The organism is Chryseobacterium lineare, assembly GCF_977014045.1.
In genome coordinates this window covers 3,262,051-3,276,000 of the sequence record NZ_CDRNIQ010000001.1, presented here as the reverse complement: position 1 = coordinate 3,276,000, position 13,950 = coordinate 3,262,051, and the positions used below count along the sequence as shown (strand labels likewise).

General features: G+C 33.4%; 11 protein-coding genes. 10 read left to right on the top strand and 1 reads right to left on the bottom strand.

What is annotated here, in order from left to right:
• The first annotated feature begins 47 nt into the window (after positions 1-47).
• The 9 genes from ACWNCI_RS14595 (at position 48) to ACWNCI_RS14555 (ending at position 11,266) form a co-directional block, all read left to right on the top strand.
• Complete coding sequence (locus ACWNCI_RS14595) at positions 48-632, top strand: thymidine kinase (RefSeq protein ID WP_449388855.1); 585 nt, start codon at positions 48-50, stop codon at positions 630-632.
• Positions 633-691: 59 nt separating this feature from the next.
• The gene (locus ACWNCI_RS14590) at positions 692-1,012 is read left to right on the top strand and encodes a hypothetical protein (protein ID WP_346983650.1); all 321 of its coding nucleotides are present in this window, start codon (positions 692-694) and stop codon (positions 1,010-1,012) included.
• Complete coding sequence (locus ACWNCI_RS14585; protein WP_449388854.1) at positions 993-1,295, top strand: type II toxin-antitoxin system RelE/ParE family toxin; 303 nt, start codon at positions 993-995, stop codon at positions 1,293-1,295. The genes ACWNCI_RS14590 and ACWNCI_RS14585 overlap by 20 nt, the downstream gene beginning before the upstream one ends.
• Positions 1,296-3,743, top strand: a complete 2,448-nt coding sequence (locus tag ACWNCI_RS14580; RefSeq protein ID WP_449388853.1) for a bifunctional UDP-N-acetylmuramoyl-tripeptide:D-alanyl-D-alanine ligase/alanine racemase — start codon at positions 1,296-1,298, stop codon at positions 3,741-3,743.
• 3 nt (positions 3,744-3,746) lie between these two features.
• The gene (locus ACWNCI_RS14575) at positions 3,747-5,906 is read left to right on the top strand and encodes a patatin-like phospholipase family protein (RefSeq protein ID WP_449388852.1); all 2,160 of its coding nucleotides are present in this window, start codon (positions 3,747-3,749) and stop codon (positions 5,904-5,906) included.
• A gap of 4 nt (positions 5,907-5,910) precedes the next feature.
• The gene (ybeY, locus tag ACWNCI_RS14570) at positions 5,911-6,321 is read left to right on the top strand and encodes an rRNA maturation RNase YbeY (RefSeq protein ID WP_346983653.1); all 411 of its coding nucleotides are present in this window, start codon (positions 5,911-5,913) and stop codon (positions 6,319-6,321) included.
• A gap of 234 nt (positions 6,322-6,555) precedes the next feature.
• Complete coding sequence (mnmG, locus tag ACWNCI_RS14565; RefSeq protein WP_449388851.1) at positions 6,556-8,418, top strand: tRNA uridine-5-carboxymethylaminomethyl(34) synthesis enzyme MnmG; 1,863 nt, start codon at positions 6,556-6,558, stop codon at positions 8,416-8,418.
• Between the two features lie 114 nt (positions 8,419-8,532).
• A complete protein-coding gene (locus ACWNCI_RS14560; protein WP_449388850.1) occupies positions 8,533-9,354 on the top strand; it encodes a class I SAM-dependent methyltransferase in 822 nt (273 codons plus the stop codon).
• 163 nt (positions 9,355-9,517) lie between these two features.
• Entirely contained in the window at positions 9,518-11,266 is a 1,749-nt protein-coding gene (locus ACWNCI_RS14555) for a hypothetical protein (RefSeq protein ID WP_449388849.1), read from the top strand.
• A gap of 51 nt (positions 11,267-11,317) precedes the next feature.
• Here ACWNCI_RS14555 and ACWNCI_RS14550 read toward each other — a convergent pair whose 3' ends face one another.
• Positions 11,318-12,508, bottom strand: a complete 1,191-nt coding sequence (locus tag ACWNCI_RS14550) for a phosphoglycerate kinase (protein WP_449388848.1) — start codon at positions 12,506-12,508, stop codon at positions 11,318-11,320.
• Positions 12,509-13,151: 643 nt separating this feature from the next.
• Between ACWNCI_RS14550 and rpiB the strand changes: the two genes are divergently transcribed.
• On the top strand, positions 13,152-13,586 hold the full coding sequence (gene rpiB / locus ACWNCI_RS14545; RefSeq protein WP_449388847.1) for a ribose 5-phosphate isomerase B: 435 nt from the start codon (positions 13,152-13,154) through the stop codon (positions 13,584-13,586).
• The last annotated feature ends 364 nt before the right edge of the window (positions 13,587-13,950 follow it).

The window sequence follows — 13,950 nt, the reverse complement described above, 5'->3', positions numbered from 1 at the left end:
AAAAATTGCTTACTTTTGATGTTAAAAATATACGGCTAATTTAACAAATGTTTTTAGAAAATACAATTAATCATTCCAAACAAAGCGGTTGGATGGAAGTTATTTGTGGCTCGATGTTTTCCGGTAAAACCGAAGAGTTGATCAGAAGGCTGAGGAGGGCAGAAATGGCGGGGCAGAATGTGGAAATTTTCAAACCAAAACTGGATACACGATATTCTGAGGAAGATGTGATTTCTCATAATCAGAATAAAATCCGAAGTACGCCGGTAGAAAATCCCAATGAAATACTTTTATTGGCTTCCTATTGTGATGTGGTGGGAATTGATGAAGCACAATTTTTCGATGAAGGCATTGTAGATGTAGCGAACCAATTAGCCAACAGCGGAATCCGGGTTGTAATTGCCGGTTTGGATATGGACTTTTTAGGAAGGCCTTTCGGGCCGATGCCGAATCTCATGGCAACTGCAGAATATGTAACCAAGGTACACGCCATCTGTAGAAGAACAGGAAATCTGGCTAATTATTCGATGAGAACTTCCGAGGGAAAAGATCTCGTAGAACTCGGAGAAACAGAATCTTATGATGCTGTGAGCCGAAAGGTTTTTGTGGATGAAGTTTTAAATAAAAAATAATTTAATATCAAAATTATTAGTAATTTTACTCAAAATATAATAGTAAAAACTATCAGAAAATGATATTAGAAATTAAAAATTATATAAAAATAAGCAATTCGATTGATGAGATCTTGAAAAATTCACCTTTCAAGCTGAAATATATCATAGAAAAGAGCGGTATTTCCGAGCCTACTTTTTTCCGGAAGATGAAAGAGAAAAAGTTTCTTCCGGAAGAATTACTGAGAATTGCAGAGATTATTGAACCTGAAAATTCTTTTTTACAATCATTAGAAGATGCTGAAAATGACTTTAAAAATGGGATTTATCATTCTCATGAAGATGTTATGAAAATTTCTGAAGAACGATTTCTGAAAAAATATGGAAATAAGGTGGTCTAGATTTGCTCTTCAGGATTTGGAACAGATTGAAGATTATATAGGAAACAGATTTACCTATAAAGAATATCAGAATTTTATAAATATCCTTAATCATAAATTAGGATTAATCATTGATAAAAAAGTAATTTTTCAGAAGCTTGAAAAATTTCCTGATTACAATAAACTCTTAATTGCGGAACAAACAACTCTGATCTACGGATTAGAATCAGAACATCTGAAAATATTACGATTGTATAATAATTATCAGGATGAAGACAAAAAATTCATAATAGACGATTTATAAATGAATTACAACGCAGAAGATATCGCAAAAATCACCGGCGCTAAAGTTATTGGAGATAAAAACCAGATAATCAAAAATATAGCGTTTGACAGCAGGATTATTTATTCTACCAAAAATACTGCATTTGTCGCCATCAATACCCAGAAAAATTCAGGAGAAAAGTTTATTGAAGCCGTCATTGACCGGGGAATTGAGGTGATCATTTGTGAACATTATGATGCTCAATACGAAAATATTACATGGATTATTGTTGATGATTCTGTGGAATTTCTACAGAGACTTGCCCGATATCACTTTGAAAATTCTCATATAAAATCAATCGGAATTACAGGAAGTAATGGTAAAACTATTTTAAAAGAATGGCTCTATCAATGTCTTTGGAATGAATTTTCAACCGTAAAAAGCCCTAAAAGTTTTAATTCTCAGATTGGTCTTCCACTATCTTTGCTTCAAATTAATAAGTCTCATGAGTTGGGAATTTTTGAAGTAGGAATTTCAAAGCCTGATGAAATGGAAAGACTGGAAAATATTTTCCATCCGCAAATTGGTTTACTGACTCATATCGGAACTGCACATCTTGCCAATTTCAAATCAGAAGAAGAGTTGATTGATGAAAAAATTAAGCTTTTCAAAGATTCTGAAGTCATCATTTACAATGGAGATAATATATTGGTTGACAAAAAAATAAAGGTTTTATATTCAAGTAAAAAATTAATTTCTTACGGTTTTAAACAAGATAATCAGGTTTATTTTAAAAGTAATATTTCAAAAGAAGAAAATGTTGTTGTTCAATATTTCGGTGAAGAAATTTCTTTTCCTGTTAATCAGAGAGATGAAGCAACTTTAACAAATGCTTTAGCCCTTCTAACCGTTTTAAAGGAACTAGGACTCGAAAACGAAAAGATTGTCGAAAAAATCAATGCATTAAAGGCGGTTGAAATGAGGCTTGAAGCTATTGAAGGAATTAAAAATAATATTATCATTAATGATTCTTTTAACCTTGATTTGGATTCTTTAAAAACAGCTTTACAATTTTTAAATGAATATAATAAGCCTAAAAAATCCCTTGTTCTTACGGATATTCTGGGAGTAAATTCGAATTCAGAAGAGCTTTATCATGAAGTTTCGGAACTTGTAAATGAGCAGAAATTTGATTTTGTATTTCTGATCGGCCATTTAATATCAAAATATAGTGAATTATTTAAATCTAAAACTTTCACTTTCATTAATACTCAGGAATTAATTGACAGTAAACATCTTACAGAAATTGAAAATCAGATTATATTATTGAAAGGTGCGAGAAAATTTGAGATTGAAAAGCTTAAAGATATTCTTGAACTGAGAAAACATGATACGGTACTTGAAATTAATCTTAATGCAATTCTTCACAATATTAACTTTCATAAATCTTTACTGAAACCAACAACTAAAATGATGGCCATGGTCAAGGCAAATGCTTATGGTCTGGGAAGTTATGAAGTTTCAGAATTTTTACAACATCATCATATTGATTATCTGGGCGTTGCTTTTGCTGACGAAGGTGTTGAGCTTCGCAAGAAAGGTATTACAGTGCCAATCGTAGTTATGAATCCGGAACAGCACAGCTATGAAACTATCATTGCCTATAATCTTGAACCGGAAATTTACAGTTTCAGGGTACTGGAACTATTTTATCAGGCTGTACAAAAATCAGGTTATGATAAAAAATATCCGATCCATATCAAACTGGAAACCGGAATGCATCGTCTTGGTTTTAAAGATTTTGAACTCAAAGAACTAAGCCAGACTTTACATCATAAAAACCTGAAAGTTCAGAGTATTTTCAGTCATCTTTCTTCTTCCGATGTTCCTTCAGAAAAAGAATTTACCTTACAACAACTTGAAATTTTTGATAAGAATTCAAATTATCTGATAGAAAATTTAGGTTACACTCCTATCCGTCATATCCTGAACTCATCCGGAATCACAAGTTATACGAATCACCAGTATGATATGGTAAGAATCGGGATCGGAATGCTAGGAGAATCACCGAATAGTGAAATACAAAAACAGCTGCGTTCTGTAGTTAGTTTTAAAACAGTCATCTCCCAAATATCTATAGTAGAAAACGGAGAATCAGTAGGCTATAGCAGAAAATTCAAAACTGATCATCCCACAAAAATTGCTACAATTCCTGTAGGATATGCCGATGGTATCCCCAGACTGATCGGAAATAAGGTTGGAAACGTAGGAATACATAAAACCCTTGCACCTATTGTTGGAAATATATGTATGGATATGATGATGATTAATGTAGATGAAATTTCAAATGTAAAAGAAGGTGATACGGTAACTGTATTCAACGCAAAGCCAACATTAAAAGAATTTGCAGATTACTGCAAAACCATCACATACGAAGTATTAACCTCCATTTCACCGCGGGTGAAACGGATTTATGTAAAAGATTAACAAATGAGAAAATTCCTGATCCTTTTATTGGTATTTCATCTGTTTTTGATACAATCACAGGTAAAGAAAAATCTGGTAATTCCGAAAAATCCAAAAATAGGATTATCACTTGCCGGTGGCGGAGCTAAAGGATTTTCTCATGTCGGTGTACTTAAAGTGCTGGATTCGTTAGGAGTAAAGGTAGATTATATCGCAGGAACAAGCATGGGAGCCATCGTAGGAGGTTTGTATGCTTCAGGATATTCCGGTAAAGAGATCGAAAAAATCGTCATGGATACAGATTTTTATTCATTAATCATGGATCCTAAGGCTACGAGACAGGAAACCACTTTCTTTAATAAATCTGTCGACAAATATCTGCTTTCCATTCCTTTAAAAGATGGAAAAATTTCACTCCCCTCTTCCATAAGTACAGGACAAAAGAACGTTTATCTATTAAAAGAGCTTTTTAAAAATGTTTCTAATATTAATGACTTTTCAAAACTGCCTATTCCTTTCATGTGTGTAGCGACCAATCTGGAAAGTGGAAATATGGAAATTTTTGAAAAAGGAGATCTTGTGCAGTCTATAATGGCAAGTTCAGCTTTTCCTTCATTAATGGATCCTGTAAAAATTGGCGACAGTATTTATATAGATGGTGCAATGACCGTCAATTATCCTTCAAAACCATTAAAAGATAAGGGAATCGACATTGTAATCGGAGTTGACCTTAACCAGGATCTATCTAAACGTGAAGATTTGGGAAACATCATCTCTATCCTGAATCAGGTGATTGATTTTGGGATTAAAAAAGACACCAGAAGACAGTATAAATACACCGATATTAATATAAAGCCCGATTTAAAAGGGATGACTGCAACAAGCTACGATGAAAAGAAAAAAATTCTTGACAGCGGGTATGCAGAAGGTCTTAAATATTCACAGATATTGGATGAGCTTCCCAAACGACCATTCGACCGTCTCAGACAGCGTATAAATCCAATATATTCAAATGTCTATAAGATAGACAGCCTTTCGATAGAAGGAGGCAGAATTTACGGTAAAAACTACGTTCTCGGAAAGATGGGTCTACGCCTTCCTTCTATGCAGACTTATGGAAGTATTAATAAGAGGATCGACAAGCTTGTTGCTACCAATAATTATAAATTTATTAATTACGATATTGTATCAGAAAATGATGCTAATTATCTCAAATTATATGTCACTGAGGATAATGCCCGACATTTCCTGAAATTCGGATTACATTATGATGAAATTTTCAAAACGGGGCTTCTCCTTAACTATTCTGCAAAGCGCCTTTTATTTAAAAATTCTAATTTATCTCTTGATGTTGTCATTGGTGATAAACCCAGATATTATTTAAATTATTTTATAGATAATGGATATATACCCGGATTTGGACTTTATTCTTCCGGAATGCGTTTTAATTTAAAAGACATCAATAATTATGAAATAGATCAATGGACATGGCTCCGAAATGAAGCTTATATACAATCTATCTGGAGAGACAAATTTGCTGTTGGGGCAGGTATCAGCCATGATTATTTCGAAGCTGAAGCCAATGGGAACAATTTACGCATTAACCGTTTTCTGAATCCCTATGTTTTTCTAAAAAGTGATACTCAGAATGACAAAGACTTCCCTACCCGTGGTATTTATATAAGTGCAGAAGGTAAAGTAATCGATCTTATGAAATCGGAAGTTGAAAAAAGACTGGTGCAGGTAAGAGCAGACATCAGAATAAATATTCCGCTCTCAAAGCAATTTTCTTACCGTCTGAATCTTTATGGAGGAATCACGATAGGAGAAAATCTCCCTCAGTTTTATCAATATAAACTGGGTGGAATTTTTGAACAGAACATCATAAATTTCAGAAGCTTTTCAGGCTTTTATTTCGGACAGTTAAGTACAAATAATGTTGCCCTCATTTCCAATGATGTTCAATTTAAATTCAATAAAAATTATTTCATAAGCGGAAACTTTTCTTTTGCCAATTTATCAGATGACATTAGCTTCAGAGATGCTGCCAAATTAAATTACAGCTCCACGGGAATTACCGCAGGATACAGATCACCGTTTGGACAGATTAAAATAAACTTCAGTCACTCACTTAAAAATAATCAAAAAGGCATATTCAGTGTTATTTTAGGACACTGGTTTTAATACAATGATACAATTCTTTTACGAAAACTTACCCGAAACTGTTAATTCAGATTATAAAGCCTGGCTGGAAGATATTATTCTTTCAGAAGGAAAAAAGCTTGGCGAAATCAACTATATATTCTGTGACGACGAATATCTTCTCAAAGTAAATCAGGATTATTTACAGCATGATTACTACACAGACATCATTACTTTCGACTATGTAAAAGGCAGAACCATAAGCGGAGAGATTTTTGTATCTTTGCACCGCATTTCAGACAACGCTTCTACTCTATCCAAAAATTATGAAGAAGAATTGAGAAGAGTATTGGCACATGGCATTCTCCATCTTTCGGGATACAAAGATAAATCCGAAGAAGAGGAACAATTAATGCGAAGCAAAGAAGATTTTTATTTAGCAAAATACAGCAACTGAAATAAAAAAGTGTAATAATTTAATTCTATTTTATTAATTATTTTTTCAGGAGCTTGATCCCGCTCTCCGCACTCGCTATTTTCTTTTTTCAAAAGAAAATGAGCTCAGACAAATGCTGCGATCGGGGCTAAATAAGCGTATTACAGGCGATTTCAGACTGTAATTTGAAAGAATGTTTCACGTGAAACATTTATATAAAAGATTAAAATTTCAAGCTTAAAACAAGCAATAAAAATGATTTCAGAAATATATGATGTTATTGTAGTGGGCGCAGGCCATGCAGGATGTGAAGCTGCCGCAGCAGCAGCCAATCTCGGTTCAAAAACACTGCTGGTAACAATGAATATGCAGACTATCGGGCAAATGAGCTGCAACCCCGCCATGGGAGGTATTGCCAAAGGACAGATAGTTCGCGAGATCGATGCCATGGGAGGATATTCAGGAATTGTAGCGGACAAATCCGCCATACAGTTCAAAATGCTTAACCTTTCAAAAGGTCCTGCCATGTGGTCACCAAGAACACAAAACGATAGAATGCTTTTTGCAGAAGAATGGCGATTAGCTTTAGAAAATACACCCAATCTTGACTTTTTTCAGGATATGGTAAAACAGCTTATTGTAGAAAATAATAAAGTAACAGGTGTTGTTACCTCATTAGGAATAGAGATAAAAAGCCGTTCTGTCGTTCTTACTAACGGAACATTTCTAAACGGATTAATTCACGTAGGAGACAAACAGCTCGGAGGAGGAAGAATGGGCGAACCACGAGCTTTTGGAATCACAGAGCAACTGGTTTCACTTGGTTTTGAAGCTGGAAGAATGAAAACTGGTACTCCACCGAGAGTAGATGGAAGGAGTCTCGATTATTCTAAAATGGAAGAACAAAAAGGAGATGAAAATCCACAGAAATTCAGTTATTTAGATACACCTAAATTAACCAAACAATTAAGCTGTCATATCGTTTATACGAACGAAACAGTACATGATATTTTACGTGAAGGATTCGACAGAAGCCCTATGTTCAACGGTACCATTCAAAGCTTAGGACCAAGATATTGTCCAAGTATTGAAGATAAAATCAACCGTTTTGCAGAAAGAAACAGACACCAGTTATTTGTAGAACCTGAAGGATGGAAAACAGTAGAAATCTATGTAAATGGATTCAGCTCTTCCCTTCCGGAAGATGTTCAGATCAAAGCGATGAAACATATTCCCGGATTTGAAAATGTAAAGGTTTTCCGTCCTGGCTATGCCATTGAATATGACTACTTCCCTCCTACTCAGTTAAAGCATACATTAGAGACAAAAATAATCGATAATTTATACTTTGCCGGACAGATTAATGGGACAACAGGCTATGAGGAAGCAGCGGGACAAGGTCTTATTGCAGGTATTAATGCTCATAATAAAGTACACGAAAAGGATGAATTTATCCTTAACAGAGATGAAGCCTACATTGGGGTATTGATTGATGATCTGATTACAAAAGGTACTGAAGAACCTTACAGAATGTTCACTTCCAGAGCTGAATACAGACTCCTGTTAAGACAGGATAATGCAGATATCAGATTAACAAAAAAGGCATTTGACTTAGGATTAGCAAAAGAAGAAAGATTAAAAAGAGTTCAAGAGAAAGTATCTAAGAGTGAGGAACTTGAAAGCTTCCTTCGGGAAACTTCTTTAAAACCGGGAGTAATAAATCCTATATTAGAATCCATTGAAAGCAGTCCTGTTGATCAGGCTTACAGAGCAGCTCAGATTCTGACAAGGCCTAACATGACATTGGAAAAGCTGGATGAAATTGATTTTATCAATGAAGTCTCTTCTGGTTATGACGAAGAAGTAAGAGAGCAGGCGGAAGTAAATATTAAATACAGAGGCTATATTGAAAAAGAAAAAGAAAATGTAGCTAAACTTAATAGGTTGGAAAATATAAAAATCCCTGAAGATTTTGATTACACCAAAATATCAAGCCTTTCTGCAGAAGCAAAACAAAAGATGTCAAATGTAAAGCCAAAAACAATTGCTCAGGCAGGAAGAATAAGCGGTGTTTCACCTGCCGATATTAATGTTTTACTGGTCTATTTAGGCCGTTAAATAATAAATGTTTCACGTGAAACATAATTAAATTTAAAGCGAAAATTAAGGTATTTATTAACGTATTATAAGCAATGAATATCTTAATTTTATTTATTATAGAAACCGAATACAATGAAAATTAAAGATCATTTTCTCACACAGGAAATATTTGAAATTAAAGAAACCGAAACACAAGGAGTTTTTAAAACCTCCCCTATTCCGGAAAATATTTCCAGATATTATGAAAGTGAAGACTATATTTCCCATCATCAGGATTCAGGAAGCTTAAAAGAAAAATTATATAAATTTCTACAATCATTCAATCTTCAGTATAAGAAAACAATTCTTCTCGACAGGATTGCTAAGAATTCAAGAGTTTTGGATTATGGTTGTGGTGCAGGAGAATTTGTGAAGTATATAGAAAATGATTTTGAAACCTTCGGATTTGAGCCGGACGATGATGCAAGAAAAGCAGCGAAGTCTAAAACTTCTAAAGCTAGTATTTTAGATAATATTCATTCTATTGAAGATCATAGCTTAGATGCAATTACCTTATGGCATGTATTTGAGCATATTGAAAATCAGGACGAGATGCTTGAAATTTTCAATAAAAAATTAAAAGACAATGGATTATTGATTATTGCCGTTCCCAACCCCACTTCTTATGATGCCCTACATTATAAAGAATATTGGGCAGCTTATGACATACCAAGACATATCTATCATTTCACAAAAAAAGGAATGGAAAATCTCATCGCCAAAAAACCAAACTGGAAATTAAGAAAAATCAAACCTTTGGTTCTGGATTCATATTATATCTCTATGTTGAGCGAAAAATACAAAAAATCCGGTCTATTTTGGCTAAAAGCTATCATCTTTGGAACAATTTCGAACGTAAAAGCACTTTTTTCTAACGAATTTTCAAGTTTGATATATATTATCGAAAAAAAATAGAAAATAGAAATTTAGCCTATTTCTGAAGGCCGATTTTTACTCTTTGATCTTAAAAATTTAAAAAACTCATCAAAATTGATGAGTTTTTTAATGTTTATTTTTATACGTCAAGTTTTGTCGCACTGCCATTATATTTTTGACCCAGATAAAAATTAAAAATATTATGGAAACAATTTATCAAACATTAACAGCAACACCGGAAGTTTTAGTAACGTACAATCCAAAATCCAAAGAAACATTAAATTATGAAAGAGTAACTCACGATCACAATGGGACACTTATTGATGACAATCTAATAGCAAATGCTTATAACATTTACATCAAAAATAATGGGTATTATTATAGAGCAGTATTTCATGATAATGTAATTAACTTAAATAATTTTATTGATCGTAGTAACGAATATGGACTTAATATAACAAGCCTACTAAAGTATGTAATAAAACTTGCGTATAATTTATCTCTCATTCAAGAAGGTTATAGAGAGCCATTAAAAATAAAAATTCCAACAGGTAGATTTACAGTAGATGATACTATTATCGATTCTTCATCTAATGTTTTGGCAGCGCAATTTGTTTTTGAAGGCGAAGGACATCAAAATACCGTTATTTCATTCAAACCTAATTCAGAAAAATTTCTATTTAATAATGAGGACATATTTGGATATACAACCTTCAGTAATATATCCTTTATTTCGAACTGCAAAGGTAAATTTATGAATGCAGAAGTAGAAGAAACTGGACGCGCTCAATCGATTATATTTTCTGACTGCGTTTTTTTAGACTTCAAAACAATTCTTGATGTGTCAGGAAATAAAATGATGTCGGAGGTAACTTTTAGAAATTGTAAAATTCTTGAAGGTGATTCAGAAGCTGTTTTTTTTAAACTTAATAATCCTCAAGCAGTGAACTGGAGATTTTACTCCACTGAAATTGAAAGTGTAAAAGGAACTGTTTTTGACTTCTATGCAGGAACAACAATATCCTATTTTCAAGGATCAATTATTGGTAATGATAATCCAAATACTGTAATATTTAAAGTAAATAGTGGAGCTAATCCGAATCTTTTTGGTTCATCAAATAGTCCGAATTTGCAAATGTACGGTGTTAGATTTGAGCTTAGAGGAGATACAAAACTAATTAAAATTGAAAATCCTGACGTTGATTTCTCTGCCAAATTCGATAATTGTGGGATGGGTGGTTTTAATCTAAATTCTTCAACATATACGGTAGATTTAAAAGGAAAAGGTAGTTTTATTTTTGATAATTGCAGTAATTATGAAAATTTCAAGTTTAAGCATGAAATTAATAATGCAAATAGCTACCTAAATCCCACTAAGATTAAATTCATAAACACTTGTCCAGACTTAAATCTTATTGATAACGGCCTATGTAATGAAGTAGTTAATACTGGTGGATATCCGATATATATTTTCGAAAATTGTGGCTTAAATTCTTATTACAGGCCTTTTGGAAGAGATACGTTCTTCTTAAATAATGATGTGTATAAGATCAGTAAAAAAATTATTAGCAAAGGATATAGAAATGATGGTACTGAAATAACCGGTATGGTTCAAGATAGAATTTATGCTGATTTAGGGCAAAACAATGATGAATATAAACACCTTGTGACTTTTAATCTTACTAATGTTCCAATTCATTCCGTAAAAATTATCTTCGATAAGGCATGGCAAAGTGGATTTGGCGGCTTAAGCTATAACGTAAAAGTTTATAACACAGATAAATCTGTCGAAATAGCTTCAGGAATTTTAAATACTTCCAATAAACTAGAATTAAATGACAACAGAGGTTATTTTGTGGCTAACAATGATAAAATTCATATTGAGGTACAAAATATTGGTGCCTGGAGCCAAACTTTAGGTGTTAAAACCTTCCTTGTAGTAGAATATTAAAATTAAGAGGCCGTCCTATTTCTGGACAGCCTCTTTTATAGTTCTCATTTATTAATTATTGATTGCAGCTACACCAGGAAGCTCTAAACCTTCCAGACTTTCCAGCATCGCTCCTCCACCGGTAGAAACATAACTTACTTTTTCAGCATAACCGAATTGTTTCACAAAAGCTACACTATCCCCTCCCCCAACTAGTGAGAACGCTCCAAGTTTTGTAGCTTCAGCAATACTGTCACCAAGAGCTACAGTTCCCGCAGCAAAATTTGACATTTCAAAAACTCCTATCGGCCCGTTCCAAAGAATCGTTCTTGAATTTAGCAGAACATCATTGAACTGATCTCTTGATTTCGGACCAGCATCCATTCCCATCCAGCCTTCAGGGATATCATAAATATCCGATTCTTTTCTTTCCGCATCATTACTGAAACTCTCGGCAATAATGGTATCAGAAGGAAGATATACTTTTACATTGTGTTCTTTGGCCTTTCCTAAAATTTCCAACGCTAAAGGTAATTTATCTTCTTCTACCAATGAAGTACCGATTTTACCGCCAAGCGCTTTAATGAATGTAAAAGCCATACCGCCCCCAATGATCAGATTATCTACTGCAGGAAGAATATTTTCAATAATCGTAATTTTGGTTGAAACTTTAGAGCCTCCAAGTATCGCTGTAACAGGACGTTCACCAGATTTTAATACTTTATCAATCGCTTTAAGTTCATTAGCCATCAATAAACCGAAAAATTTAGTTGAAGGGAAGAACTTAGCAATTACAGCAGTGGAAGCATGCGCTCTGTGTGCTGTTCCGAAGGCATCATTTACATAAGCGTCACCTAATTTGGATAGCTTTTCCGCAAAAGCTTCATCACCTTTTTCTTCTTCATTATGAAAACGTAGATTTTCCAGTAAAAGGATTTCTCCGGGTTTAAGATCAGAAGCAGCTTGCTCTGCTTTCTCCCCTATACATTCCTCAACAAATTTCACCTGATGTCCCAAGACATTTGAAACCTCGTCAAGAATATGCTTAAGAGAAAATTCATCCTTTACATCACCCTTAGGTCTTCCCAGATGTGCCATGAGTATTACAGCCCCACCATCCTGAAGAATTTTATCTACTGTAGGTTTTACCGCTACAATTCTGGTATTATCTGTAACTTTAAGCTGATCATCCTGAGGAACGTTGAAATCAACTCTTACAAGAGCCTTCTTACCGTTAAAATTAAAATCGTTAATTGTTTTCATATGTACATTTATATTATTTCTTCGGGGTCATTGGCAGCCGGTTATTAATACAGGATTTTAATAATCCCGCCGCTAACCTGCTCCATTAATATCGTTGGATTTTCTTTTCACAAATGTAAGATTTTAAAATTTTTGAATTGTCGCAACCCGATAAAAGTTTTCAGAAAAGTTTCCCGCAAAACCCAACAATCATCTATCAACAATTTTTTCTTTATTAAAAAAAAAGAATATGTCATTGTTGTTGAGTGTTGTGAATTTAGGGGATAAGTTTTTGTTAAAATTTTCATAACACTTAATTTTATATTCAACTAACATTTTATTTACTTTATAATCTGCTGTGAATCTGATTTTTCACTTCGTTACTAACAATTATTGATAACTTTTCCCCAATTCTCTTTATTAGTAAGTGATTTCTTGAAAACCCCAAGAATTCGTGCAAAGAAGTTTTTTGAAAATTTTAACATTTTTTTTGGACGAAGTTTTCATTACAAATTTTTCTAATGTTACGAAACATTTATTTTACCGGAGTTATCCACAGTTATTCACAATGCAATTCACAATTTACTCCCGAAAGACTAACAAGCATTGTTATTATTCTTACCTTTGTGTTGAAATAAATCTGGAAAAGACTAATTAAACAGTTATGAAAAGAAAAATTGCTATTGCTGCTGATCATGCAGGTTTCGAGTATAAAGAGATTGTTAAGAACTATTTGTCGGAAAACTTTGACGTTCAGGATTTTGGAACGTTCTCCACAGACAGTGTGGATTATCCGGACTTTGTACATCCGGCAGCTACTTCAGTAGAGAAGGGAGAAAATGAATTGGGAATTTTATTTTGTGGAAGCGGAAATGGTGTTCAGATTACAGCCAACAAGCATCAGAAGATTCGTTGCGCACTGTGCTGGATGCCGGAGATTGCTTCCTTGGCAAGACAGCATAATGATGCCAATATGATATCAATACCGGCAAGATTCATTTCCAAAGAGCTGACCATTGAAATAGTAGATAAATTCCTCTCTACAGATTTTGAAGGTGGCAGACACCAAAAAAGAGTTGATAAAATAGCATACTGCTAAATTATAAAGGCTTGTAAATCAAATTACAAGCCTTATTTATTTTTTATTTTGTATATTTGCACAGTCCGGCAGACATTGTCATGCTGTCATTTCCAAAAAAGCCTATATTATTAATTAAAAATATTTAATAAAAGGTTTTCCCATCACTTTTCCATTTTTGTATTAAATTTATGCAGAACTAAACTTCTCTTTATTGAAATACTTGGAAAGAAAATTGCTGAAGTCGTAATAAATGAACCTTGCAAAACTACATATCACATTTTATTAATGATGACTAATGAAAGCGTGATTCTGTGTGCTATTCTATGTAATATTACCACAAATGGTCAAATTAGGTTCAAACTAAAAAAAATTAAAATTTAAA